Source organism: Clostridium lacusfryxellense (genome assembly GCF_018861735.1).
Lineage (GTDB): Bacteria > Bacillota > Clostridia > Clostridiales > Clostridiaceae > Clostridium_AD > Clostridium_AD lacusfryxellense.
On sequence record NZ_JAHLEB010000003.1, the window covers coordinates 169,974 to 196,105 of the forward strand.

At 31.6% G+C, this 26,132-nt stretch carries 21 protein-coding genes, 11 tRNA genes and 1 other annotated feature; all 32 genes read left to right on the forward strand.

Annotation, left to right across the window (positions count from 1 at the left end; all coding sequences use genetic code 11):
- The first annotated feature begins 155 nt into the window (after nt 1–155).
- The 32 genes from spoVT to murD all read left to right on the forward strand — a co-directional run bounded on the left by spoVT (nt 156) and on the right by murD (nt 25,638).
- Complete coding sequence (gene spoVT / locus KPL55_RS03670; protein WP_216305360.1) at nt 156–707, forward strand: stage V sporulation protein T; 552 nt, start codon at nt 156–158, stop codon at nt 705–707.
- Nucleotides 708–873: 166 nt separating this feature from the next.
- Entirely contained in the window at nt 874–2,409 is a 1,536-nt protein-coding gene (locus tag KPL55_RS03675; RefSeq protein ID WP_216305361.1) for a putative polysaccharide biosynthesis protein, read from the forward strand.
- A 23-nt stretch (nt 2,410–2,432) separates the two neighbouring features.
- A complete protein-coding gene (gene yabN / locus KPL55_RS03680) occupies nt 2,433–3,878 on the forward strand; it encodes a bifunctional methyltransferase/pyrophosphohydrolase YabN (protein WP_216305362.1) in 1,446 nt (481 codons plus the stop codon).
- Between the two features lie 70 nt (nt 3,879–3,948).
- On the forward strand, nt 3,949–4,224 hold the full coding sequence (hbs, locus tag KPL55_RS03685; protein WP_216124296.1) for a non-specific DNA-binding protein Hbs: 276 nt from the start codon (nt 3,949–3,951) through the stop codon (nt 4,222–4,224).
- Nucleotides 4,225–4,345: 121 nt separating this feature from the next.
- Nucleotides 4,346–4,606, forward strand: a complete 261-nt coding sequence (locus tag KPL55_RS03690) for an RNA-binding S4 domain-containing protein (RefSeq protein ID WP_216305363.1) — start codon at nt 4,346–4,348, stop codon at nt 4,604–4,606.
- A gap of 145 nt (nt 4,607–4,751) precedes the next feature.
- Nucleotides 4,752–5,045: a sporulation protein YabP gene (yabP, locus tag KPL55_RS03695; RefSeq protein ID WP_216305364.1), complete on the forward strand. Its 294-nt coding sequence runs from the start codon at nt 4,752–4,754 to the stop codon at nt 5,043–5,045.
- 7 nt (nt 5,046–5,052) lie between these two features.
- Nucleotides 5,053–5,457, forward strand: a complete 405-nt coding sequence (gene yabQ / locus KPL55_RS03700) for a spore cortex biosynthesis protein YabQ (RefSeq protein ID WP_216305365.1) — start codon at nt 5,053–5,055, stop codon at nt 5,455–5,457.
- Between the two features lie 92 nt (nt 5,458–5,549).
- The gene (locus KPL55_RS03705; RefSeq protein ID WP_216305366.1) at nt 5,550–5,822 is read left to right on the forward strand and encodes an FtsB family cell division protein; all 273 of its coding nucleotides are present in this window, start codon (nt 5,550–5,552) and stop codon (nt 5,820–5,822) included.
- Nucleotides 5,823–5,914: 92 nt separating this feature from the next.
- Entirely contained in the window at nt 5,915–6,328 is a 414-nt protein-coding gene (locus tag KPL55_RS03710) for a S1 domain-containing RNA-binding protein (protein ID WP_216305367.1), read from the forward strand.
- Nucleotides 6,329–6,471: 143 nt separating this feature from the next.
- Nucleotides 6,472–6,560: transfer RNA gene (locus KPL55_RS03715), tRNA-Leu, on the forward strand.
- Between the two features lie 5 nt (nt 6,561–6,565).
- Nucleotides 6,566–6,641: transfer RNA gene (locus KPL55_RS03720), tRNA-Met, on the forward strand.
- A gap of 5 nt (nt 6,642–6,646) precedes the next feature.
- Nucleotides 6,647–6,723 (forward strand) — tRNA-Met (locus tag KPL55_RS03725).
- A 148-nt stretch (nt 6,724–6,871) separates the two neighbouring features.
- A tRNA-Met gene (locus tag KPL55_RS03730) sits at nt 6,872–6,947 on the forward strand.
- A gap of 85 nt (nt 6,948–7,032) precedes the next feature.
- Nucleotides 7,033–7,108, forward strand: a tRNA-Met gene (locus tag KPL55_RS03735).
- 64 nt (nt 7,109–7,172) lie between these two features.
- Nucleotides 7,173–7,261: transfer RNA gene (locus tag KPL55_RS03740), tRNA-Leu, on the forward strand.
- 4 nt (nt 7,262–7,265) lie between these two features.
- Nucleotides 7,266–7,341: transfer RNA gene (locus KPL55_RS03745), tRNA-Met, on the forward strand.
- Between the two features lie 82 nt (nt 7,342–7,423).
- Nucleotides 7,424–7,512: transfer RNA gene (locus KPL55_RS03750), tRNA-Leu, on the forward strand.
- A gap of 5 nt (nt 7,513–7,517) precedes the next feature.
- Nucleotides 7,518–7,593: transfer RNA gene (locus KPL55_RS03755), tRNA-Met, on the forward strand.
- A 5-nt stretch (nt 7,594–7,598) separates the two neighbouring features.
- Nucleotides 7,599–7,675, forward strand: a tRNA-Met gene (locus tag KPL55_RS03760).
- Nucleotides 7,676–7,996: 321 nt separating this feature from the next.
- A complete protein-coding gene (gene spoIIE, locus KPL55_RS03765; RefSeq protein WP_216305368.1) occupies nt 7,997–10,387 on the forward strand; it encodes a stage II sporulation protein E in 2,391 nt (796 codons plus the stop codon).
- Nucleotides 10,388–10,647: 260 nt separating this feature from the next.
- The gene (gene tilS / locus KPL55_RS03770) at nt 10,648–12,042 is read left to right on the forward strand and encodes a tRNA lysidine(34) synthetase TilS (RefSeq protein WP_312887202.1); all 1,395 of its coding nucleotides are present in this window, start codon (nt 10,648–10,650) and stop codon (nt 12,040–12,042) included.
- Between the two features lie 2 nt (nt 12,043–12,044).
- Nucleotides 12,045–12,581, forward strand: coding sequence for a hypoxanthine phosphoribosyltransferase (hpt, locus tag KPL55_RS03775; protein ID WP_216305370.1), 537 nt, complete (start codon nt 12,045–12,047; stop codon nt 12,579–12,581).
- A 122-nt stretch (nt 12,582–12,703) separates the two neighbouring features.
- Complete coding sequence (gene ftsH, locus KPL55_RS03780) at nt 12,704–14,539, forward strand: ATP-dependent zinc metalloprotease FtsH (protein WP_216305371.1); 1,836 nt, start codon at nt 12,704–12,706, stop codon at nt 14,537–14,539.
- A 231-nt stretch (nt 14,540–14,770) separates the two neighbouring features.
- Nucleotides 14,771–16,441, forward strand: coding sequence for a formate--tetrahydrofolate ligase (locus tag KPL55_RS03785; RefSeq protein ID WP_216305372.1), 1,671 nt, complete (start codon nt 14,771–14,773; stop codon nt 16,439–16,441).
- A 294-nt stretch (nt 16,442–16,735) separates the two neighbouring features.
- Nucleotides 16,736–17,515: a type III pantothenate kinase gene (locus KPL55_RS03790; protein WP_216305373.1), complete on the forward strand. Its 780-nt coding sequence runs from the start codon at nt 16,736–16,738 to the stop codon at nt 17,513–17,515.
- 8 nt (nt 17,516–17,523) lie between these two features.
- Complete coding sequence (gene dusB, locus KPL55_RS03795) at nt 17,524–18,501, forward strand: tRNA dihydrouridine synthase DusB (protein ID WP_216305374.1); 978 nt, start codon at nt 17,524–17,526, stop codon at nt 18,499–18,501.
- Between the two features lie 75 nt (nt 18,502–18,576).
- Nucleotides 18,577–19,395, forward strand: coding sequence for a Rossmann-fold NAD(P)-binding domain-containing protein (locus KPL55_RS03800; protein ID WP_216305375.1), 819 nt, complete (start codon nt 18,577–18,579; stop codon nt 19,393–19,395).
- Nucleotides 19,396–19,686: 291 nt separating this feature from the next.
- Nucleotides 19,687–20,169 carry a transcription elongation factor GreA gene (gene greA, locus KPL55_RS03805; RefSeq protein WP_216305376.1) on the forward strand — a complete coding sequence of 161 codons (483 nt, stop codon included), beginning with the start codon at nt 19,687–19,689 and terminating at the stop codon, nt 20,167–20,169.
- Between the two features lie 192 nt (nt 20,170–20,361).
- Nucleotides 20,362–21,894 carry a lysine--tRNA ligase gene (gene lysS / locus KPL55_RS03810; RefSeq protein ID WP_216305377.1) on the forward strand — a complete coding sequence of 511 codons (1,533 nt, stop codon included), beginning with the start codon at nt 20,362–20,364 and terminating at the stop codon, nt 21,892–21,894.
- Nucleotides 21,895–22,154: 260 nt separating this feature from the next.
- Nucleotides 22,155–22,229, forward strand: a tRNA-Asn gene (locus tag KPL55_RS03815).
- Between the two features lie 113 nt (nt 22,230–22,342).
- Nucleotides 22,343–22,508, forward strand: a binding site (T-box leader).
- Nucleotides 22,509–22,578: 70 nt separating this feature from the next.
- Nucleotides 22,579–23,970, forward strand: coding sequence for a glycine--tRNA ligase (locus tag KPL55_RS03820; protein ID WP_216305378.1), 1,392 nt, complete (start codon nt 22,579–22,581; stop codon nt 23,968–23,970).
- Nucleotides 23,971–24,261: 291 nt separating this feature from the next.
- On the forward strand, nt 24,262–25,638 hold the full coding sequence (gene murD / locus KPL55_RS03825) for a UDP-N-acetylmuramoyl-L-alanine--D-glutamate ligase (protein ID WP_216305379.1): 1,377 nt from the start codon (nt 24,262–24,264) through the stop codon (nt 25,636–25,638).
- Nucleotides 25,639–26,132: the final 494 nt, after the last annotated feature.

Genomic DNA, 26,132 nt, shown 5'->3' on the forward strand with positions numbered 1-26,132 from the left:
AATTAATCTAAAAAATAAATTTTTAAGTAAAAATATGTGGTTAAATACTATATAAAAATTAAACATATACAAATGTGCATAAAATTTCAAGTTTTGAAAGATAATAATAGAGCTAGTATATTATATAAGATTTTATATAAGGAGGAATAATTTAAATGAAAGCAACTGGTATAGTAAGACGTATAGATGACTTAGGAAGAGTTGTTATACCAAAAGAAATAAGAAGAACATTAAGAATACGAGAAGGAGATCCATTGGAAATATTTACTGATAGAGAAGGCGGAGTTATATTAAAGAAATATTCGCCAATAGGTGAATTAAGTGAATTTTCTAGAGAATATGCTGAATCATTACAACAAACTATAGGTAACATAATAGTTATATGTGATAAAGATAATATAATATCTGTAAGCGGTTCTCCTAAAAAGGAATATGTTGATAAAAAAGTAAGTATTGAGCTAGAAAAGGTAATGGAAAATAGAAAAGCTATAGTACTCGGTGAAGGTTCGGAAAAAATCATAGGATTGTATGAGGATGAGATGGAAAATAAATATAATGCTCAAGTAATCGCACCTATAATAACAGAGGGAGATGCAATTGGAGCAGTACTAATCATATCCACAGAGGCATCGGTTAAATTTGGGAATTTAGAATTAAAGCTAGCTGAAACTGCAGCTTCATTTCTAGGTAAGCAGATGGAACAATAAACATATTGTTCTAGAAAGTATATATTACTAGGCAAGTGAAGTATATTTGCAGTAATATATACTTTTGTTTTTTTTGAAGTATTAGTAATAATAATCTCCTAAATAAAATAATTATAATCAGAGGGCGTAATTATAAAGTGCACTTAGCCAACACAAGGAGGTTATTATGAAGAAACATTCATTGATAAAAGGAACTATTATACTAGGAGTAGCAGGGCTATTTGCTAGATTTTTAGGGCTGTTTTTTAGAATCCCGTTGCAAGCGCTTATAAAAGACCAAGGCATGGGATATTACCAGATGTCTTACCCACTATATATGTTTTTTGTAGCAGTTGCCTCAGGTGTGCCTATAGCAATGTCAAAACTTATTGCAGAGATGAACGCCAAAAACGATCAGGATGGTGCGCGCCAAGTCTTAAGACAAACACTTTTTTTTATGATTCTATTAGGTACAGCATTTACGGTAATAATGCTCATGTTTGCTAGATCTATCATAACTTTACTCAAATGGGATCCCAAATCATATTATTCTTTTTTGGCGATTGCTATAGCGCCAATATTTGTTTCTATTATGTGTACATTTAGGGGCTTTTTTCAAGGGCTGCAAAATGTTAAGCCTACAGCGATTTCACAATTAGTAGAACAAGTTGGAAGGGTTGTAGCTGGAGTTTTGTTTGCATATTTATTGTTCCCAAAGGGAATTGAATATGCGGCTGGAGGGGCAGCTCTTGGAACATTAGTTGGTGCTATTATGGGAAGTATATATTTAGTATCAACTTATTTTAAAGTTAAAAAAGAATTTCCAGTGAGAAAGAAAACAAAGCATAAGAACATTTTAAGTGATATAGCGAGAGCTGCATTACCGATATCTTTAGGAGCTGCAGTAGGGACTATTATGTCATTAATAGATTCTATACTGGTGCCGCAGCAACTTCTAAAAGCAGGATTTACGCAAACACAATCAGCGGTGATGTACGGTCAATTGACTGGGAAGGTATTTACATTGATGAATGTACCTTTAGCTCTTTCGGTGGCTCTGTGTGCATCCCTGGTGCCTATAATTGCAGAAGCCTTTTATTTGGGTAGAAGGGGGGAACTTATTAAAAGGGTAGATATGGCCGTCAAATTATCTAATGTTATTTCATTGCCATCAGCCTTAGGAATGTTCTTCATGGCTTATCCTATAATGCATCTGGTTTTTATGAAAGATGTGGCGGGATATCAAATATTGAGGTATATATCAATATGCATACCTTTTATTATTTTGACGCAAACAAGTACTGCAATTTTGCAAAGTATAGGAAATTATATGAAGCCAGTATATAACTTAGCAATTGGGTGCACCGTCAAGGTTATTATAACGTATGTTTTGGTTTCATTTTCATTTCTAAATATATATGGGGCAGTTATAGGAACTATTTTGGGGTATATTACAAGCTGTTTATTAAATATGCGCGAGTTAAAGAAGAGTTTAAACATAAAGTTCAATAACGTTGATGCTTTTTTTAAACCAGCTATTGCTGCTAGTATAATGATAGTTGCAGTTGTATTTAGCAACGCTATTGTCTATAATTATACAATGAGTAGGGGAGTTTCATGTCTAATATCCATACTAATAGGAATTGTTGTTTATTTAATATTCGTGTTTTCCCTTAGAATATTTAGATATGAAGATATAAAAAAGAAAATTTTGAGCCGATAATAAAAAACAAAGGAGTAAAAGTAATGATTAAAATAGTGGGACTTGGTCCTGGATCGATAGAATCACTAACTATAGGAACAGTTGAAATTCTTAAAGATAGTAAAAATATTTATTTAAGAACGCAAAAACATCCAACTGTGGATTACTTAAAATCTATAGGAGTTGAATTTGAAACATATGATGATAAGTATGAAGAATATAACAATTTTGATGATGTTTATAGAGCTATTGCAGAAGATCTTCTTCTAAAGCACAAAGTATTTGGAGATATTGTTTATGGAGTTCCGGGACATCCTCTAGTTGCAGAAACCTCCGTTAAATTATTAATAAATCTTTGTGAGAAACTAAATATAAATATAGAAATTATGCCTGCGGTTAGTTTTATAGATGCAGTAATCCAAAGCCTAAAACTAGATCCTATTGAGGGTTTAAAAATTATAGATGCCTTTGATATAAAAAATCAAGTATTAGACAAGAGGGTAGGACTTTTAATAACTCAAGTTTACAATGAAGGCATTGCTACAGATGTAAAACTTGAGCTTTTAGAATATTATAAAGATGATATGGAAATTGATTTTGTCCGCGCCGCTGGGATAAAAGGGCTTGAAAGTATTAGGAAAATTAAATTGTATGAATTAGATAGGCAAAAGGATATAGATTACTTAACATCAATATATGTTCCAAAGGATTTAGAAGCTACAAAAGATTTTAATGATTTAACTCAGGTTATGGGAATTTTAAGAGATGAAAATGGGTGTGCATGGGATAAGGAGCAAACGCATGAATCATTAAAAAAATGTCTTATTGAAGAATGTTACGAAGTTTTAGAAGCAATCGACAATAAGGATGAAGATAATATTATCGAGGAGCTCGGAGATGTATTACTTCAGGTAGTATTTCATGCTCAAATAGGTAAAGATGACGGATATTTTAATATAAATGATGTTATTTGCGGCATAACAAATAAGATGATAAGTAGGCATCCGCATATTTTTAAAAGAGTTGAAAGTAAAAATGTGGAGCAAGTTTTAGAAAGTTGGGAAGATATTAAAAAGCAGGAAAAAGGATTTAGCAGTTATGAGGATACACTAAAACATGTTCCAAAAAATTTACCAGGGCTCATGAGAGCGAACAAAGTTCAGCAAAAAGCAGCAAAAATTGGGTTTGACTTTGACAACGTTGAAGTCGCGATGGAAAAAGTATTAGAGGAATTGCGAGAGCTTAGAGATGTATATAAAGGCAATAATAGGGCAAAAATAGTAGAAGAAGTGGGTGATTTGGTATTTTCTACTGTAAATATCGCTAGACTACTTGACATAGACCCTGAAATTGCAGTAAATTATACTATAGATAAATTTATTAATCGCTTTGCGTACATAGAAGAAAATGCAAGAAATAGAGATTTGGACTTGAAAGATATGTCACTTGCAGAAATGGACGAATTATGGAACGAATCTAAAAGACGATAAATTTATTTATAAAATAAAAAGTGGTGAATATGCTATTTAATAGTGTACTCATAACGAGGAGGTAACAAAAATGAATAAATCAGAATTAATAACAAGTATTGCAGAAAAATCTAACCTAACAAAAAAAGATGCTGAAGCAGCGCTAAAGGGAATTATAGAAAGTATTGAAGAAACATTAGAAAAAGGTGAAAAAGTTCAACTAGTTGGATTTGGAACATTTGAAACAAGAGCAAGAGCAGCAAGAATGGGAAGAAACCCAAGAACAAAGGAAGAAATTCAAATTGCAGCTTCAACAGTTCCAGTATTCAAAGCTGGTAAAGAATTTAAAGATATAGTAAATAAATAATTTTACTATTATGTAGAAAACCTAGATGTATATCTGGGTTTTTTATTTTAAGATTTCATTTTAATAATAACTAAATAATTAAATGTAACATGGGGAAGGATAAATGAAAGGGGAAGCATAAATGAGATTAGATAAATATTTAAAAGTATCAAGGATTATAAAGAGAAGAACAATTGCAAAGGAAGCATGTGGAAGTGGCAGGGTTTCTATTAATGATAAAGTGGCAAAGGCTGGTACAGTAGTATCGGAGAATGATATTATAGAAATTAAATTTGCAAATCAAATCTTAAAAGCTAAAATTATAAATATTGTTGAGCATGTAACAAAAGAAAGTGCGAAAGAAATGTATGAAATGATTTCAGGAAGAGAAGACAAAGAATAAATGTTATTAAATATAATTCTTAATTAAGTTTAATAAGCATATATATTTTATAAGAATATAATGTTATACCGTTAATTAAGAATTGAGAATAGGATTAGCTTCTAAATTCCCAATTTTTTAAGTTAAAATTAATAAGGGGGATATTATGGAAGTGAAAAAAGAGTTAAAAATAGAAGATAAGAAAAGTATACTTATGCTAGAGAATAGAAAAAAATTAACTATTAATGGAGTTATAGAGGTTGTAAACTTTAATGAGAACCAAATATTATTAAATACAGATGTAGGAACGATGGTAGTAAAAGGACAACAGTTAAAGATGAATAAATTAGATGTTCAAAATGGGGATGTTATAATAACTGGGAAGGTAGATTCCTTTGTGTATACTAGTGACAAGGTCAGAGCTAAAAAAGATAGCATAATATCAAGATTGTTCAGGTGATAAAGATATGATGATTTCTTTGATAGGTCAAGTTGAACTTATAACCTTCAGTTTGCTGGCGGGCATAATAACTGGAGTGTTTTTTGATATATATAGATTGATAAGAGGACTTCAAAATCCTAACAAAGTTTTGACTATAATACAAGATTTATTATTTTGGACATTAACTTCTATAGTGGTTTTCATATTTTTGATGTATACTAATAAAGGTTACATAAACTTTTATGTGTATGTATCTTTAATAATAGGAGTATACTTATATTTAAAACTCTTAAGTAGAGCTTTTATAAAGGTACAATATAGATCATTAAAATTTAACGGTAAAGTATTTAGAGTTTCACGAAATGTTATTTTATACCCTTTTAATTTATTGGTTTATAAGCTTAAAATAAAAAAAAAAGATAAATTATAAAGAAATAGCTTGAAGAAATGTGAAATACAAATTAAAATAGGTTTATGAAACTTAAACAATACTCATTCCATTGAAAGGAAAACGGATGACATATGAGAAAAAAAATTAAAATTAAAAATGTCGTGTTAGTTTTTGCTATGGTATATGTATGTTATATTTTAATTGGCCAACAAGCAACAATGGTTAGACAAAAGAAAGAACTAAAAAAGTACAATGTAGAATTACAAAAGAAAAAAGAAGAAAAAAAAGCGTTACAAGATGAAGTAGAGTTATCTAAGACAGACAAATATATAGAGAAATTGGCAAGAGAAATATTAGGGCTTGTTAAAGAAGGTGAAACTCCTGTAATGGATAATAAAAACTAAACGCAATCATTTTAATTATTAACATTGTTATTCGTATTATTAAATTAATATATAAAATAAAAACATAATTTTTAAGGAGGAGTCTTTTTAATATGACCTTAATGGCTGGAAGTATTGTAGAAGGTAAAGTAGTAAATATCACCAATTTTGGTGCGTTCGTAGAGGTAGAGGGTAAGACAGGATTAGTGCATATATCTGAGGTTTCAGATACATTCGTTAAAAATGTTAATGACCATCTTAAAGAAAATGATATAGTTAAAGTAAAAGTAATTTCTGTGGATGATAATGGTAAAATAAGTTTATCCATAAAACAAGCTGGAGTACCTAAAAGATCTATTAAACCAATGGAAATAGATTGGGAAAAGGAAAAGAGCAAGGCTAACACATGCAATTTTGAAGATATTATGACTAAGTTTTTAAAAGATAGTGAAGAAAGATTTCAAGATGTTAAAAAACATCAAGAAGGTAAAGGTAGAGGTTATAGTAAAAAAACTTCAAGTTATTAAGTGAAAATTGAGTTGAATTGTTTTGTAGGGACTAAGTATTTAGTTCCTATTTTAAAAAAACAAAAAGTTATTGACAACGGTTTATACATCATATATAATAAAACATGTTGCCAAGAGGTAACATTATACATGTAGTCAAATAAGCTGGAGTGGCGGAACTGGCAGACGCACAGGACTTAAAATCCTGCGGTGGTTAAACACCGTACCGGTTCGATTCCGGTCTTCAGCACCAAACATCGCGGGATGGAGCAGTTGGTAGCTCGTCGGGCTCATAACCCGAAGGTCGTAGGTTCAAGTCCTACTCCCGCAACCAAATAAGGCGGAATAGCTCAGCTGGCTAGAGCATTCGGTTCATACCCGAAGGGTCGTAGGTTCAAGTCCTATTTCCGCTACCAATTTGATATAGAATAACTTTGAAAATTTAATATGTGATTTGTAAAATAACTATTGACATATTGTAAAGTTTAGTATAATGTAGTAATTGGTTTTAAAAAACTTAGACTATTATTACATAAATTAAACCTAAGCCTTTATAATTAATATCGCGGGATGGAGCAGTTGGTAGCTCGTCGGGCTCATAACCCGAAGGTCGTGGGTTCAAGTCCTACTCCCGCAACCAATGAGTTTTAAATAACTCATTATTGTAAGGCTAGTATAAAGTTATGTAGAGTTTAAGCTTAGAATTAATTGTTTAAAACTAATATCGCGGGATGGAGCAGTTGGTAGCTCGTCGGGCTCATAACCCGAAGGTCGTGGGTTCAAGTCCTACTCCCGCAACCATTAAATTTTAAATTACTTAGTAAGTAGGTTATATTAAAATTTATATTAAATATTTAGCAAATAAGCTGGAGTGGCGGAACTGGCAGACGCACAGGACTTAAAATCCTGCGGTGGTTAAACACCGTACCGGTTCGATTCCGGTCTTCAGCACCAATATCGCGGGATGGAGCAGTTGGTAGCTCGTCGGGCTCATAACCCGAAGGTCGTAGGTTCAAGTCCTACTCCCGCAACCAATAAATTTTAAAATAACTAAATACATAGGTTAAATAAAATTTTGTAGTAAGTATAAAGAACAAAGTATGCCAAAGTAAATAAGCTGGAGTGGCGGAACTGGCAGACGCACAGGACTTAAAATCCTGCGGTGGTTAAACACCGTACCGGTTCGATTCCGGTCTTCAGCACCAAATATCGCGGGATGGAGCAGCTGGTAGCTCGTCGGGCTCATAACCCGAAGGTCGTGGGTTCAAGTCCTACTCCCGCAACCAAATAAGGCGGAATAGCTCAGCTGGCTAGAGCATTCGGTTCATACCCGAAGGGTCGTAGGTTCAAGTCCTATTTCCGCTACCATAACTCACAAGGAGACTTGTGAGTTATTTTTTTATTTGCTAAAATACTAGAGAATTATTATTAACTTCAGTAAAAGCATATAATTATGCATTTTTCAAATATATAATGTCATGAAGTGACATGCTTCATTTAATATTTTAGAACCCGCCATATTAATATGGTAGGTTCTTTTGTATTATAGGGAAATGTAAAATTCTATTGTAAAAAATATACAAATTATTGTCTCATAAAAAATGTACAAGCATCCCACCTTATGACATTTATTTCCAAAGGCGTTTGTTATAATGAAGTCCTAATTATTAAAGGTGGGTGATTTGTAGTATGCAATATGGAATAGATGTATTTCCTTATGAAAGACTCAAAAAAGTAAAAAATGAAGCACAAAAGAAAAATGCACTGAATGTTAATTCAGTAATTGGTGGGATTATTTATTTTACGATAAGCTTATTAATAAGTAGAGTCCTGCTTATTAATAATACTGCACCTTTTGGAATAGCTTTTTTAATAGCTACAATATTTATAAAAAATGATAAGATTTCAATAATTGTGTCCGGTGGTACATTTGTAGGTTATATAACTTTGTATAATAACATAAAGAATTTGCCATCATATTTGATAGTAATAGCAACAATTGCTTTGTTAAGCCATACTTTTAACAAAATAGAGGCTAAAAATAAGGTTTTGGCTAGCATGTTTGCTATTATTATGTTTGAATTATTTACGTATAATTTATTTATTACTCAAGTAAGTGGATTAATGGCTTTTTTAAATTCATTTTTTTTAGTTTTATGTATCTTCCCTTTATATTTTATTCTAGACTATAGTCTTTTATGCTTCAAAGAAATTAAAACAAAACATATATTTTCAAATGAAGAAATAATAAGTATGTCTATTATAAGTTCTTTGATTATAGCAGGTACATGGGGAATTAGTATATTCAATATATCAATTACAAATATATTGGGTCTTTCTTTTGTTATAATAATAGCCTACATTAACGGAAGTGGAGCTGGAGCAGCAGCTGGTGTTGCTATGGGGATTATCGTAGGAATGTCATCAGAAAACATGATTACGTTTATAGGTATGTATGGTATTTGTGGTTTGATAACAGGAATTTTCAAGGAAACAGGGAAACTTTTAAGTGTTACTTCTTATTTGGTTGCCTTTTCCATAATAAAGATATATTGCATTACAGGGCAGGAGTTTATATTATTTGAAGCGTTTGTAGCTGCAGTTATATTTTTACTAATACCCCAAAGAGTCTATGCGCAGTTATCGATGGAGTTTAATTCTGATAAAAAAAAGCTGAATATAGAGCAAGGATATATAAATAAAATTAAAGACACTTTTGTAGGCAGGCTTAATAATTTTTCAGATGTGCTTTCGAATATGTCAGATATATTGAATAATCTAGTAGATAATGAAAAATTGGCAATGAAAGGTAAAAGTAGTGCATTAGTTGAAAATCTTGCAGACAGGGTGTGTAGTAATTGTAATATGAAGTCCATGTGTTGGAAAAGAGAATTACACTATACATATGCAGCATTTGAAGAATTGATTCAAAATTTTGAGCACAAGAGTAATAGCGTGCCTGATGAAATTGAAAGGAAATGTATTAAGCGGACTGCAATACTCAAAAACACAGAAGATATTGTTAATAAGCATATTATAAATGAAATGTGGAGAACAAGGCTTAGTGAAGGTCGCGAGCTTTTAGCAAATCAGATCAGTAATATGGCTGATTCTGTAGGAGAAATTGTAGAGGATTTTAATTCTGACATTCAAATAGATACTTCTATGGAAAAACTTATATGTAGGGCCTTAGACAAAAATAGAATTAAGCATAATGATCTTTTGTGTTTAAATGATAAGCTAGGACGATTGAGTATTAAGTTATCACTTGATGCTTGTAGTGGAAGACAAATGTGCGTGAAGGACTTGTTGCCAATAATAAACGGGGTAACTAGCAAGAGTATGTGCGTTAGTGATGAGGGATGCGCTATAGATTCTAAGACCAATTCGTGTAAGGTTACAATTGAAGAAACGCCTAAGTTTCATGTGGTGACCAGTGTGGCTAGGCAGTGCAAAGATGGTGAAAAATCTAATGGAGATAGTTACAGTTTTGGAAAGCTTGCTGATGGTAGTTACATGTCTGTTATTAGTGATGGTATGGGGTCGGGACCTAGAGCGGGTAGAGAGAGTGAGGCTGCGGTGGAATTAATAGAGAAGTTTACAGCAGCAGGCTTTAGTAAAGTTACTGCTATTAACACTGTAAACTCAATAATGACATTGAGATTTTCAGAAGAAGAAAAATTTTCTACTATAGATTTAAGTAGTATAGACTTATATACTGGAGAAATTGATTTTTTTAAAGTAGGTGCGGTTGCTACATTTTTAAAATCTGGAGAAAATTTAGAGATTATAAAATCAAAATCGCTTCCTATTGGTGTTTTAGATAAGGCAGATATAGATATACAACAAAAGGAATTGAGGAATGGTGATGTTATAGTTATGCTAAGTGATGGAGTATTAGATTACAATGATGAAAATGTAGGTAGGGTAGATTGGGTAATAGACTATCTTGGTAAAAATAATTGCAATAACCCTAAGGACTTAGCCGATGGTCTTCTAGAGGAGGCAAAAAAATTAAGTGGTAATAGGGTTAAAGATGATATGACAATTCTTGTTTCGAAAATATATAGTTTGTATTAATGGGATGAGAGCAAAAATGACTACTATTATATAGGTGTACTTCTCGTGGAATATAAATAAGTAGATAAATTAAAAATGAAGAAAACATTTATAGAAGCAAGAGCTTCTTTAGTGATCTTCATTTTTTATTTTCAGTGTTATGATAGGTAAAATGGAAAATATAGATTATTATATTACATAGTAATATGATATAGTAATATGAGACTAAAAATTTTAAAAAACATTTAAACAGATAAAATATTATAAAATAAGTTTGGGAAGTGAAGGGTTTGTCAGAAAAGGTCATGGATTTTATAAAAGAAAATTCAATGTTTGATAATGGAGATAAGGTTATAGTTGCGATTTCTGGTGGTCCAGACTCCACATGTTTACTTTATATCTTAAATGAACTTAAGGAGCAAATTGGGATTACGCTTATTGGTGCGCATTTAAACCATTGTCTTCGAGAAGTTGATGCTGATAAGGATGAAGAGTATGCTAAAAAAACTTGTGAAAGTTTGCATATAGATTTTTATAGCAAAAAAGTGGATGTACATAGAATTGCTAAGGAAAAGAATTTATCTTGTGAAATGGCAGGCAGAGAAGAAAGGTATGGGTTTTTCAAGGAGCTTATGATTAGTTTAAATGCGAATAAAGTTGCACTTGCGCATAATGCTAATGATCAAGCAGAGACTATTTTGATGAGGATAATGAGAGGTACTGGTATTGAGGGAATGGTTGGGATAAAACCTGTTCGCGATAAAATATATGTAAGACCGATACTTCACCTTAGTAGAAAAGAAATAGAAAATTATTGCCTGATTAATAATATAAGCCCCAGAATAGATAAGTCAAATTTAGAAAATGTTTATGCTAGAAATAAAGTAAGGCTTGAGTTAATTCCATATATGGAGCAAAACTTTAATATGGACATAATTAGAACATTGAACAGATTATCAGATACTGTAAAAAAAGATGATGAATATCTAAAAGATATTTCTCAAAAAGAATTTGAAAAACATTGTGAGTTAGGTCACCAAAGGGTTATAATAAATAAAAATGCCTTTGGGTTACATGAATCGATTTTAACTAGGGTTGTAAGGCGAGCGCTACTAGAGGTGAATCACAATCTGTATAATTTTGAAAAAATTCATATAGCTAGTATTATAGAGCTTCAAAGTCATGAGACGGGTAAAAGTATAATGTTGCCTCAAAATATAATAGTTGAAAACTGTTATGGAAACATGCATATATATATACAGCAGAAAGAGGTTAATTATGATATTAATCAATATCCTCTAAAGTTTGGTGAGAAAAACATTATATATGCTTTAAACAAAGTAATAGAGATGGATGTTAAACCAAATGGTGAATTCGATGAATTTAAAGGAACCGATTATATTAAGAACTTTGATTATGATAAGATAATAGGTCCAATAATATTAAGATACCGAAAAGATGGAGATAGGTTTATGCCGCTGGGCATGACTGGTAATAAGAAGATAAAGGACTTATTTATTGATTTAAAAATACCCAAATCTAAAAGAAATGAAATACCTTTAATATGTTTTGGGAATGATATTAGTTGGGTAGTTGGATATAGGGTTAGTGAAAAATTCAAAGTTTCAAAGGATACTAAAAATATATTACGAATTAGAATTGGAAGTGAGGAATAAGAATGAATAACGATATTAAAGAGGTATTATACAGTGAGGATGAGTTAAAAGATAAAATCAGGCAAATGGGTGCTAAGATAAGTAATGATTATTCTGGTAAAGAGCTTATACTTATTGGGATTTTAAAAGGTTCGGTTATTTTTATGTCAGATTTGTTAAAGGAAATTACTATTCCGTGTAAAATGGATTTCATGGCAGTTTCTAGTTATGGAAGTTCGACTCAAAGTTCAGGAGTTGTGAGAATTTTAAAAGATCTAGACTTTGAGATTCAAGGCAAAGATGTGCTGATAGTAGAAGATATTATAGATTCTGGAGTTACACTTAAATATCTAATGAAATATTTACGTGCAAGAAAGCCAAATAGTTTAGAAATTATCTGTTTACTTAATAAACCTGATAGAAGAAAGGTAGATATAGACGTCAAATATTTAGGCTTTGATGTACCGGATTACTTCCTTGTGGGATTTGGAATGGACTATGCAGAAAAATATAGGAATTTACCATATGTAGGAATACTTAAAGACGAAATATATAAGTAAATATGTATAAAATGTATATTCTTATTATTATATTAATTATTTATTAATGTAATATATTATTGTCAAGTGGTTTTTAATGTGATAAAATTTCAGAGTAAATAAGAAGAGAGGGGGGTTTCTATATGAAAAAAATTTCTAGTGCATCAATTTGGGTAGTAGTATTTGTACTTGTGATTTTTGCGTCATTAGCCGTATTTGAAAATGGTAAAGATGTTAGCTCACTTAGTGTTGATAAATTCCAAGAACATTGGGTTAAAAAAGAAATTAAAAGTGTCCAAGTGAGAGAAGATAAAACAGTAGTAGGACAACTAAATGACGGAACACAATATGAAACCATAGTCCCATTAGAAAGATTATTGCAAGTTATGGATAAATATCCAAATACAACTGTTACAGAAACATATGTGAAACCGGCTAGTATGCCAATGTGGCTACAAGTAGTACCGACATTACTTATAATTTTAATGTTAGTAGCATTTTGGTTTATGTATATGCAACAATCGCAAGGTGGCGGTGGTGGAGGTAATAGGGGCGTTATGAATTTTGGAAAAAGTAGAGCCAAAATAGCCACGCCAGATAAGAAAAAAGTTACATTCGATGATGTAGCAGGTGAAGATGAAGAAAAAGAAGAACTTGCTGAAGTTGTAGATTTCTTAAAACAACCTAAAAGATATTTAGAGGCAGGTGCAAGAATTCCTAAAGGTATTCTTCTAGTAGGTCCACCAGGTACTGGTAAGACACTACTTGCGAGAGCCGTATCAGGAGAAGCAGGAGTACCATTTTATAGCATATCAGGTTCGGAATTTGTTGAGATGTTTGTAGGTGTTGGAGCTTCAAGAGTAAGAGATTTATTTGATCAAGCTAAAAAAAGTGCTCCTTGTATAATATTTATTGATGAAATTGATGCAGTAGGTAGACAAAGAGGTGCTGGTGTTGGTGGAGGTCATGATGAAAGAGAACAAACTCTAAATCAGCTATTAGTTGAAATGGATGGATTTGGTGTAAATGAAGGTATAATCATGATAGCTGCTACAAATAGACCAGATATACTTGATCCTGCTCTTTTAAGACCAGGCAGATTCGACAGACATATATTAGTTGGTGCGCCTGATGTTAAAGGAAGAGAAGAAATTCTAAAGGTACATTCTAAAGGCAAACATTTAGCAGAAGAAGTAAAACTTGATGTACTCGCTAAAAGGACACCTGGATTTACGGGTGCAGATCTTGAGAATTTAATGAATGAAGCTGCACTGCTTACAGTTAGAAATAAAAAAACGGTTATAGAGATGAAAGAGCTTGACGAAGCAGTAACTAGGGTTATTGCAGGCCCTGAAAAGAAGAGTAAAGTTATAAGTGAAAAAGATAGAAAATTGACAGCATATCATGAAGCGGGTCATGCTGTAGTAATGAAGTATTCTCCGTTATCCGATCCAATTCATCAAATAAGTATTATACCAAGAGGTATGGCAGGTGGGTATACAATGCATCTACCAGAGGAAGATACTGCATATACTTCAAAACTAAAACTTAAAGATGAAATGGTTGGATTATTAGGTGGTAGGGTTGCAGAAAAATTAATATTAAAAGATATTAGCACAGGGGCTAAAAATGATATTGATAGAGCATCTGCTATTGCAAGAAAAATGGTTATGGAATATGGTATGAGCGATGTTCTTGGACCAATATCTTTTGGGAATGATCATAATGAAGTATTCCTTGGAAGAGATTTGGGTAAAAGCCGCAACTTCAGTGAAGAGATAGCAAACATTATAGATTCAGAAGTTAAGTCTCTTATTGATGAAGCTTATGGAAAAGCTGAAAAAATTCTTGCTGATAATGTTATCAAACTTCATGCAGTAGCTCAAGAACTTCTGTTAAAGGAAAAACTTGAAGGTGCAGAGTTTGAAGCAATAATTGCTAAAGAAGAGTCAGGTCAAATTGATTTAACAAAGGTTTAAATTATATAGTAGACATACAGTAAATTAGCTGTATGTCTTTTTCTATGCAATCAAATTAACATATTTATTATATCAATCTTTCATCATTGAATCTGAATATTAATTTTACTGAGTTTGTATATAAACAGGTGACGCTGTTTGTGATATAATATAAAGAATTAGTGTTATACGGGAATATAATTCATATAATTTGGAATTTTCTGTCTAACTTATATATAAGGGGTGAAGTAGATGAAAAGTGATATAGAAATTGCACAAAATGCTAAGATGCTACATATACGTGAGGTTGCACAGAAATTAGGATTAACTGAGGATGATATTGATTTTTACGGCAAATATAAATCAAAGATTTCATTAGATGTACTTAAGAGAAATGAAAGCAAAAAAGATGGAAAGTTGATATTAGTTACAGCAATAAACCCAACTCCAGCAGGAGAAGGAAAATCTACCGTTACAATAGGCCTTGCGGATGCACTACGAAAACAAGGTAAAAATGCAGTGATAGCTTTAAGAGAACCTTCCCTTGGACCAGTATTTGGAATTAAAGGTGGGGCTGCTGGTGGAGGTTACGCACAAGTTGTACCAATGGAGGATATAAATCTGCATTTCACAGGTGATATGTATGCAATAACTGCCGCTAATAATTTACTATCTGCGACCATTGATAATCATATTCATCAAGGTAATGCGCTAGGAATTGATAGTAGAAAAATAACATTTAAAAGAGTTATGGATATGAATGATAGATCTCTTCGTAGCATTGTTGTTGGACTTGGCGGCAAACCTAATGGGTTTTTAAGAGAAGATGGTTTTATGATAACTGTTGCGTCTGAAATAATGGCCATTTTATGTTTGGCAAGTAGCCTAATGGATCTAAAAGAAAGAATGGGAAAGATTTTAGTTGCATATGACCTAGAGGGAATGCCAATTTATTGTAAAGATTTACTTGTTAACGGCGCAATGGCATTGCTTATGAAAGATGCTATAAAACCAAATTTAGTTCAGACTTTGGATAATACACCTGCTATAATACATGGAGGACCGTTTGCTAATATTGCTCATGGTTGCAATAGTTTACTAGCAACTAAAATGGCATTGAAATTAGGAGACTATGTTGTAACTGAGGCCGGATTTGGAGCAGATTTAGGAGCAGAAAAGTTCTTTGATATAAAATGTAGATACGGAAATTTGAAGCCAGATTGTGTTGTTCTTGTGGCTACAATAAGAGCGTTAAAACATCATGGCGGAGTAAAAAAAGATAAACTAAATGAACCTAATGTGGAAGCTCTTTCTAAAGGAATAGAAAATCTAGAAAAACAAATTGAAAATATTAAAAAGTTTGGAGTTCCAGTAATAGTGTCAATAAACAAATTCATTTCTGATACGTTTGAAGAAATCGAGTATATAAAAGAATTCTGCAAGCAAAAGAATGTTAAAGTGGATTTAACCGAGGTTTGGGAAAAAGGTGCAGAAGGCGGACTTGAACTTGCAAGTAAAGTGGTAGAAGCCGTGCAAAATGAGAAAAGTAATTTTAAGGTTTTATATGATGAGAAGCTTCCTATAAAAGAAAAAATACGAATTATTGCCACGGAAATATATGGGGCAGAGGGAGTAGAATATAGCGCAGCTGCAAGCAAGCAAATAGCTGAAATAGAAAAGCTTAACTTAGATAAAGTCCCAATATGTGTTGCTAAAACCCAAAAATCTCTTTCGGATAATCCGAACCTTTTGGGAAGACCAACTAACTTCACTATAAATGTAAAAGAGATTAAGCTTTCTAATGGAGCTGGATTTGTTGTAGCTTTAACAGGTAACATAATGACAATGCCAGGGCTTCCTAAGATTCCAGCAGCATGTAAGATGGATATTTCTGAAGATGGTACTATATCAGGTTTATTTTAAATCATTAAGAAGTTGTTAAAATTAAAGCTTCGAAATAAGGTTGTTATAGAGCATATCTATAACAACCTTATTTTGAAGTACACCTTTAGGTGCAAAATAATAGGGAAGAAACGAGGGCTTTTATTGTCTTTTACAGTATTTCATAAATATTTAACTTGACAATTATGGTCAAATTGTTAGAATTAAATTGATAATTTGTGAATAATAAAAAATATTATTCTATGATATTAACAATAATATTAAAAAATTAAAGCGACAATCGAGTTGTTTTATATTATATAGGTGGTGTATTAAGTGATTTTAGTTTTAGATGTTGGAAATACTAATATTGTTTTGGGAGTTTTTAAGAATAAGGAGTTACTTGTAGAGTGGAGGTTATCTACTGATGCTAACAAAACCGCTGATGAATATGGTATTCAGGTAATGCAGCTGTTTTATGAGACACATATAAAAACAGAACATATTAAAGGAGTAATAATATCCTCAGTTGTTCCTAATATAATGTATTCACTAGAACATATGATAAGAAAATATTTTGATTTGATACCAATGATCGTGGGTCCAGGAATAAAGACTGGAATAAATGTTAAATATGACAACCCTAAGGAAGTGGGTGCAGATAGAATCGTTAATGCTGTTTCAGCCCATGAAATTTATCAAAGATCATTAATTTTAATAGATTTTGGGACGGCCACAACATTTTGCGCTATAAGCCGTGATGCTAATTATTTAGGGGGAACTATATGCCCTGGTATTAAAATAGCTTCTGAAGCCTTATTTGAGAGAGCAGCAAAATTGCCTCGGGTTGAGCTTATAAAACCAGATACGGTTATATGTAAGAATACTGTTGCAAGCATGCAGTCGGGAATAATATATGGATATATTGGGCAAGTAGATTACATAGTTAATAAAATGAAAAATGAAATGATTGATATGGGAGAAGAGGAGCCTTTTGTAGTAGCTACAGGAGGACTCTCAAAACTAATAATGGAAGACTCTGCAGCTATTGATGAGTTCCATCCAAACTTAACATTAGAAGGACTTAGAATGATTTATGAGAAGAATAGGGAATAGGTGATCTAATGAAGATATCAAATATAAACTTTGAAAATAATGTTTTTTTAGCACCTATGGCAGGTATAACAGACATTGCCTTCAGAGGATTGTGCAAAGAATTAGGTTGTGGCCTTTTATACTCTGAAATGGTAAGTGCTAAAGGATTATATTACGGGAGTGATAATACAGAGGCACTTATGACAATCTCACAAAATGAGAAACCTGTAGCTATTCAGATATTTGGGAATGACCCTAAGATTATGGCTAGTGCTTGTGAAATATTTAATTCGCGGGATGATATATGTATAGTTGACGTAAATATGGGGTGCCCCGTTCATAAGATAGTAAAGAATGGTGAAGGATCAGCTTTGATGAAAAATCCTAAACTAGCAGCACAAATAATAAAAGAAATGAAGAAAGTCTCAACAAAACCTGTGACAGTGAAGTTTAGAAAGGGCTTTGATTCAAATAGTGTGAATGCTGTAGAATTTGCTAAATACATGGAGGATGCAGGAATTGATGCAATTGCGGTACATGGCAGAACCCGTGAACAAATGTATGAAGGGGTGGCTGATTGGGACATTATAAAGTCGGTGAAAGAAAGCGTTAAAGTTCCAGTGATAGGTAATGGTGATGTGTTTTGTGCGCAAGATGCTGTAAAAATAAAGGCAATCACTAATTGTGATGCTATTATGATTGCAAGAGGTGCGAGGGGAAATCCGTGGATATTTAGAGAAGTTATGCAGGCGATAAATGGAGAAGATGTAGTATATCCTACTGCCATGGAAAAAATAGATATGTGTTTAAGGCATTTAGACTTAGCTGTAAAATATTATGAAGAAATTAAAGCTGTTAGAGAAATGAGAAAACATACTGCGTGGTATATTAAAGGGCTTAGTGGATGCTCTGAAATTAAGAATAAAATTAATACTAAAAATACCTATGATGAGGTAAAGCAAGTACTTATAGTTTATAAGGAATATTTAGAAAATATAAATGTATAAATATAAAATTAAACATGAATAATGTAATTAGCACTGAATAAGATAATAGTACATTAATTTATAAGGTGAATTAACGTGAAATCGATATTATGTGTAACTTCAAATATGGATAAAATGTATAATGAAAGTGGTTTTTTGAGTAAAGTTAAGGATAAGTTAAAGACAAAAATAATAAGTAGTGAGTACATTAGGGAATTAGATATTAAAGTTACTGGTGTGCGCGTACCTCCTAATTTCAACAAGAAATCTTATTTTGAAAATTTAACATACGCTAAAAAATTATGTAAATGTAGCGAAGTTTTATTAGCACCAAGAACATTGAGAACACTTGATTTCAATCATTTCAATAAATTCCAAAGAAGATTTTTTGCTTTTAGTGTTATTAAAAGTATAAAACTTATGCTTAGGATGAGAAATAAAAGTCTGAAAAATTGTTGCATTGTAGTATATGATGCTGTTGATGTAATAAACTATGATATTATTGAGGAATTAGCAAAGCAAAGCAAATATATTGTATTCTTGTCGCTTAATTTAGTAAAAGCTAGAAAGCTTGCAGATTATGTTATTGCTAATTTTGGTGTAACGCCTATTGTTACTAATGATGAACTATATGCTATAAAAGCGGCTGATTTCATTATCTCATCTAAAGATAAAGAGTTTAGTTATGAAAAACCGGTATGGCTTTTAAACAATAGTATAAATGCGGTAAAAGACTCCATAGCTGTAAATGATGTAAGCTATAAAGTGCCTTGGAGTACTTTAAATTTTAGTTTTTCTATTGAACTCCTAGGGGCAGTATTATGCCAAATGGAGGAAAGGGATATTGAAAAGGCACTTAAGTATAATGGTATATATCTGCAAGAAATAAAATTCAACAACAATACAATATATTAGGATATTTTTAACAAAACATATTGACAATAGCAACACTCTGATTTATAATGGCTAAATAGTTACATGGATTGTTATTTAAATAATAAAATTTAAACTCAATAATTCATTGATAATCCATTGATAAACTGAAATTAAATTAATAGTCCTATTTTATATAAATTACTTCAATTTTCTATAGTTGATAAAAACATTGTTGTGTGGGGGCATTAATATGCCATTATGATGTTAATATGTAGTGAATTTAGGGATAGGTATAAACTTGTTTAATAAAAATTTAAAGGGGAGAAATAAATGAGTGAGCTAAAAAAACATGTAATGACCTATGAGGGAATTACAAAATTAGAGGAAGAGCTAGAATTTCTTAAAACTGTTAAGAGGAAAGATATAACTGAAAAGATAAAAGTTGCACTTGGTTATGGGGACTTGAGTGAGAACTCGGAATATGATGATGCTAAAAATGAGCAAGCATTTGTAGAGGGTAGAATAATACAATTAGAAAATATGCTTAGAAGTGCAAGTGTTATAGATGAAAATGAAATAGAAAAAGATATAGTGAGTATTGGATCTATAGTTAAGGTTAAGGACTATGAGTTTGATGAAGAAATTGAATTTCATATAGTTGGCTCAGCAGAAGCGGATCCAATGATTAACAAGATATCAAATGAATCACCAGTTGGAAGTGCATTAGAGGGAAAAAAAGCAGGAGCAATTATAGAAGTTAATGTTCCAGATGGTGTTGGTAAATATGAAGTACTAGACGTTAGACGAGGATAATTATTATTAATTTTTATAAATTAAGTGTTTTATAACATAAAGTGACTCTTTATAAAGAAAAGTTGTTATAATAAATAGGGGTACTTAGCAATTAATAATTGGTAGGTGCCCTAAAGAGATGTACATTGAAATGGTATGGCAGACTATATTATTAGTTTTTTTCTGCCCAAGAGGAAAATAGGAGGTATACTAATGTCAAACGAGAATAAGAACGAAGAAAAAATTGAAGAAAAAAACTTACATGAGCTTGAATCTAAATATAATGAACAGGTAACAATAAGACGACGAAAATTAGCTGCCTTAAAAGAAGAGGGTAAAGACCCATTTGATGTGTACAAGGTTGAGAGAACGCATACATCACAAGAGGTTAAAGAGAATTATGAAACATTAGAAGGTACTCAGGTTATTGTTGCAGGTAGACTTATGTCTAAAAGGGTTCATGGTAAGGCCGGTTTTTCTGATGTTCATGATAGATTTGGTAAAATCCAATTATACATAAAGATAGATGATGTAGGCGAAGAAAAATTAAAAGAATATAAAAGTTTTGACATAGGAGATCTTTTAAGCATAACGGGTACACCATTTGTTACAAAAACTGGTGAAATATCACTACACATAGTAGATTTTCAGCTTATAGCAAAGGCTTTAAAACCACTTCCAGAAAAATGGCACGGATTAAAAGATCCTGATTTAAGATATAGGCAAAGAGAAGTAGATATTATAATGAATGCACAAGTTAAAGATACATTTTTGAAGAGAATATCCATAGTTAAGTCTATTAGAGAATTCTTAGATAACAAAGGATTTTTAGAAGTTGAAACTCCAATATTATCTACAATAGCTGGTGGAGCTGCAGCAAGACCGTTTATGACTCATCATAATGCATTAGACATTGATATGTATCTTAGAATTGCAACAGAATTATATTTGAAGAGACTTATTGTTGCTGGATTTGAAAAGGTATATGATATGGGTAAAAACTTTAGAAATGAAGGAACGGATATAAGACATAATCCGGAGTTTACAATGATAGAGTTATATGAGGCATTTGCTGATTATAATGATATGATGGAAATTACTGAAAATATGATAGCTTATGTTTGTGAAAAAATTCATGGAACTACTAAGGTTAACTATCAGGGAACAGAAATTGATTTTACACCACCATGGAGAAGAATTACTATGGTTGATGCAGTAAAAGAATATTCAGGAGTAGACTTTATGAAAATAGCTACTAATGAAGAAGCTAGAGTAATAGCAATAGAAAAACATTTACAATTTAAAAAAGAAATAAAAGATTGTACAAAAGCAGATATACTAAATGAATTATTTGAAGTATATGTAGAAGAACATTTAATTCAACCAACATTCTTATGTGATTACCCGGTAGAAATATCTCCACTTACAAAGAAGAAGAGAGGGAACGAAGAGTTTACAGAAAGATTTGAAGGATTTATATTCGGTAGAGAAATCTGTAATGCATACTCAGAACTTAATGACCCTGTAGTTCAAAGAGATAGATTTATGCAACAAGCTAAAGAAAGAGAACTAGGCGATGATGAGGCTTATTTAATAGATGAAGAATTTATGAGTGCATTAGAAACAGGAATGCCACCAACAGGTGGGCTTGGTATAGGAATTGATAGATTAGTAATGTTCTTAACTGATGCATATTCAATAAGAGATGTTATTCTATTTCCTACAATGAAACCAATACATCAGTAAATAATATAATATAAAAAAACAAATATAAAAAGATATTTTAGTTAATCTAAAATATCTTTTTATATTATAGAATGTAATCCTACAAAAAAAAATTATAATTATATGAATAAAGATGAAATATAAAGGCATTATAATAATGTAAATCAGAAAAGTATTAATGTGTAATAAAAGTAAAATATGAAACTTTAATAGAAAATAAAAAACTATTGATATTTTAGTTATATATGGTATAATATCATTGTAGTTAAAAAACATATTATTCCGCGATAGCTCAACGGTGGAGCACTCGGCTGTTAACCGATAGGTTGAAGGTTCAAATCCTTTTCGCGGAGCCATTTTTTTTTATTTTTTGGACTATGGAATAATGAGTTGTAAACTTATTATTATAAAAAAATAGAAGCAAAGCAAGATTTTATTAATTGTAAGATTTAGTTTTTAGATAATAGAATATTTCACTATGATAAAGAAGAGTAGTAGTAATGCTTTTTAAGAGAGATTGTGGATGGTGTAAACAATCAAAGTATTGTTGTGAATGGATCTTTTGAGTGCTTAGAATTTAGAGTAGGGCTTGTGCCAATAAGGGTGGAACCGCGGAAGTAATTTTCGTCCCTTAAGGTATAGTCTTTTTTTTATACGTAAAATAATAGTTTGATTATATATACTAAAAATTTAGGAGGCTTTAATATGGAATTAAAAAAAAGCATGGATAAGATTGTTACATTATGCAAAACAAGAGGATTTGTATTTCCAGGATCAGATATATACGGTGGACTCGCTAACTCATGGGATTATGGTCCTCTAGGAGTAGAATTTAAAAATAATGTTAAAAAGGCATGGTGGAAAAAATTTGTTCAAGAAAGTCCGTATAATGTTGGCGTAGATTGTGCTATACTAATGAACCCAGAAGTATGGGTAGCAACAGGCCACGTTGGAGGATTCTCAGATCCATTGATGGATTGCAAAGAGTGCAAATCTAGATTTAGAGCTGATAAATTAGTAGAAGACCATATGACTGAGCTTGGAGCAGAAGTAGCTACTGCTGATGGATGGACAAATGAAGAACTAAAAGATTATATGGCAAAAGAAAAAATAGTATGTCCTAAATGTGGAAAGAATAATTTTACTGATATTAGAAAGTTTAATTTGATGTTTAAGACTTCAATGGGAATAACTGAAGATGGAAAGTCTGATATATATTTAAGACCAGAAACTGCCCAAGGTATTTTTGTAAACTTTAAAAATGTTCAAAGGGCTTCAAGAAAAAAAGTTCCATTTGGCATAGGTCAAATAGGAAAAGCTTTCAGAAATGAAATAACACCAGGGAATTTTATTTTTAGAACAAGAGAATTTGAGCAAATGGAATTGGAGTTTTTTTGTAAGCCAGGTACAGATTTAGAATGGTTTGCATATTGGAAAGAACAATGCTCTAATTTCTTATTTGATTTGGGAATGGAGAAAGAAAATATAAGGTTTAGAGATCACGGAGTTGAAGAATTATCGTTTTATAGTAATGCTACTTGTGACATAGAATTCTTGTTCCCTTTTGGATGGGGAGAACTATGGGGTATTGCTGATAGAACGGATTATGATTTAAAAAAACATATGGAGCATTCAGGGAATGATTTGAGCTATTTAGATCCTACTACTAATGAAAAGTATGTGCCATATTGCATTGAGCCTTCTCTAGGTGCAGACAGGGTTGTACTTGCATTCTTAGTTAATGCATATGATGAAGAAGAACTTGAAGGTGGAGACACTAGAACAGTGCTTCATTTACATCCAGCGCTCGCTCCGTTTAAGGCAGCGGTTTTGCCACTCAGCAAGAAATTATCAGAAAAGTCTACTGAAGTTTTTGCTATGTTAAGTAAAAAATTTAACATAGACTATGATGAAGCTGGAAGTATAGGCAAAAGATATAGAAGAGAAGATGAAATCGGAACACCATATTGTATAACTGTAGATTTTGATACTTTAGAAGACAACGCTGTAACAATAAGAGATAGAGATACAATGAGTCAAATAAGAGTAAGTATAGATGAACTTGAAAAGTTTATAGAGGAAAAAGTACAATTTTAGATTGAAATAACTAGTTTGGGTTACGAAGTAGCGCAAAGTATATGATGGACTTAGATAGTCTATATTTATACTATGTGCTATTTTTTATATAATAAGTTAAATGGGTATATGTTATGTAATCTTTAAAGCTTATTTTAGTGTCTAAGGAGTTCATTTAAGTGTTATAATTAGTATAAAGAAATTCGTATGGTACTAATGTAATATGAAATATATAAAGAAAAAAATATATAATATAAAGAATGCATGGAACGTTTTATGAAGATGGATCGTTCCGTGAAAATGGAGGGTTTTATGAAGAAGAATTTTAGTGAATTCAAAGATTTTATAAAAGGGAAAAAAGTTGGAGTATTAGGTATAGGAATTAGCAACATTCCTTTAATACATTTTTTAGTGAAGCTGGGGGCCAATGTTACGGCTTTCGATAAAAAAACTTATAGTATGCTTGGGCGAGTTGCGACGGACTTTGAAAAAAGTGGAGTAAAGTTAATATTAGGAGAAGAATATTTAAATGATTTAACAGGGTTCCATGTCATTTTTAAAACACCGTCTATGAGAATAGATAATCCTGCTCTTTTAAAGGCAAAACAAGAGGGAACGTATATAACGTCGGAAATGGAAGAGTTCATAAAATATTGTCCGGCAAAAACTTATGGAGTAACTGGTAGCGATGGAAAAACAACTACAACTACAATAATATATAACATATTAAAAAAAGAAGGATATAAAACTTGGGTTGGAGGAAATATAGGAACTCCGCTATTTTCTAATATTGAGGAAATAACAAAGGAAGATAAAGTAGTATTAGAATTGTCAAGCTTTCAGCTTATGACTATGACCGTTTCAACGGATATAGCAATAGTAACAAACTTGAGCCCGAACCATTTGGATATTCATAAAGATATTGAAGAGTATATAGATTCAAAAAAGAATATATATAAGTATCAACGTGCGGGAGATCTCCTTATACTTAATAAAGATAACGCTTTGACTTATGCATTAAGAAACGAAGCTAAAGGGGAAGTTATGTATTTTAGCACAAATGAGAAGTTGGAAGAGGGTGCATATTTTAAAAATGATACTTTGTTCATTATGAATGAGCAAGTATGTAATCTTGAGGAAATAAAACTAAAAGGAATGCATAATGTACAAAATCTATTAACCGCGTTTTGTGCGACTCAAGGTGATGTATCAGTTGCAAGTATGAGATATGTGGCTACTAATTTTAATGGTGTATCCCATAGAGATGAATTTGTAAGGGAAGTGGATGGGGTTAAGTACTATAATAATTCAATAGCATCTACTCCAACTAGAGCAATTGCAAGCCTTAAGGCTTATGGAAAACCAGTTATACTAATTGCAGGGGGGTATGATAAGAAATTACCTTTTGAACCACTAGCTCAGGAGGCTTATAGTAATATTAAAACATTAATATTAGTAGGTGCTACTAAATATAAAATAAAAGAAGTCTTTGATTCGGTAATAAAAGAAAAGAAAATTTGTATGAAAATTGTGATTGCCGAGAATTTTAGTGAGGCAATTTTAGCAGCTAAGATGGCTGCTAGTCCCGGGGATATTGTGACATTATCACCGGCATGTGCGAGTTTTGATATGTTTGAAAACTTTGAAGTGCGTGGTAACAAATATAAGGAAATAGTAATGTCATTATAATAAGAACTATTTTAATAATAATATATGAAAACTTCAGTAAGGTAATATCTTACTGGGGTTTTTATTTATAAGGAAGTTGAGGAAAGATGTGATAAATGTTCCAAGCGTATCATTATGAGTAAAACAGAATATATGAGAGAAATACTTGGTAATATGAAAATAAATTGCCGAAATGAATGATTATAAACAAATACTGCTTTATGCATATGATATTATATTAATTGTCGCTAAGGCATGAAGTTATAAGTTATCATTAAGTGTCTTGTGATGGATTAAATTTCATTATCTAAGATTTCTAAAAAACAGTTGACAATGGATATGAAAAGAATTATAATTGTAAAAGTCATCACTTGATGACAGATTAATTTGGTCTTTGAAAATTGAACAGAGAAATAGGTAAACTTAGCAAAATTTATTTTGTTAAACCAGTCAATTACTTTAGTATAAAGTAAAATTTAGTCGTAAGACTAAAAGTATGTAATGAGCTTGCGAAT

Coding starts and splice junctions, on each gene's coding strand:
- lysS (WP_216305377.1), top strand. CDS start 20,362: ATGTCAAACGAGAATAAGAACGAAGAAAAAATTGAAGAAAAAAACTTA.
- greA (WP_216305376.1), top strand. CDS start 19,687: ATGAGTGAGCTAAAAAAACATGTAATGACCTATGAGGGAATTACAAAA.
- KPL55_RS03675 (WP_216305361.1), top strand. CDS start 874: ATGAAGAAACATTCATTGATAAAAGGAACTATTATACTAGGAGTAGCA.
- KPL55_RS03705 (WP_216305366.1), top strand. CDS start 5,550: ATGAGAAAAAAAATTAAAATTAAAAATGTCGTGTTAGTTTTTGCTATG.
- KPL55_RS03785 (WP_216305372.1), top strand. CDS start 14,771: ATGAAAAGTGATATAGAAATTGCACAAAATGCTAAGATGCTACATATA.
- murD (WP_216305379.1), top strand. CDS start 24,262: ATGAAGAAGAATTTTAGTGAATTCAAAGATTTTATAAAAGGGAAAAAA.
- spoVT (WP_216305360.1), top strand. CDS start 156: ATGAAAGCAACTGGTATAGTAAGACGTATAGATGACTTAGGAAGAGTT.
- spoIIE (WP_216305368.1), top strand. CDS start 7,997: ATGCAATATGGAATAGATGTATTTCCTTATGAAAGACTCAAAAAAGTA.
- hbs (WP_216124296.1), top strand. CDS start 3,949: ATGAATAAATCAGAATTAATAACAAGTATTGCAGAAAAATCTAACCTA.
- hpt (WP_216305370.1), top strand. CDS start 12,045: ATGAATAACGATATTAAAGAGGTATTATACAGTGAGGATGAGTTAAAA.
- yabQ (WP_216305365.1), top strand. CDS start 5,053: ATGATGATTTCTTTGATAGGTCAAGTTGAACTTATAACCTTCAGTTTG.
- KPL55_RS03820 (WP_216305378.1), top strand. CDS start 22,579: ATGGAATTAAAAAAAAGCATGGATAAGATTGTTACATTATGCAAAACA.
- dusB (WP_216305374.1), top strand. CDS start 17,524: ATGAAGATATCAAATATAAACTTTGAAAATAATGTTTTTTTAGCACCT.
- KPL55_RS03690 (WP_216305363.1), top strand. CDS start 4,346: ATGAGATTAGATAAATATTTAAAAGTATCAAGGATTATAAAGAGAAGA.
- KPL55_RS03710 (WP_216305367.1), top strand. CDS start 5,915: ATGACCTTAATGGCTGGAAGTATTGTAGAAGGTAAAGTAGTAAATATC.
- yabP (WP_216305364.1), top strand. CDS start 4,752: ATGGAAGTGAAAAAAGAGTTAAAAATAGAAGATAAGAAAAGTATACTT.
- ftsH (WP_216305371.1), top strand. CDS start 12,704: ATGAAAAAAATTTCTAGTGCATCAATTTGGGTAGTAGTATTTGTACTT.
- yabN (WP_216305362.1), top strand. CDS start 2,433: ATGATTAAAATAGTGGGACTTGGTCCTGGATCGATAGAATCACTAACT.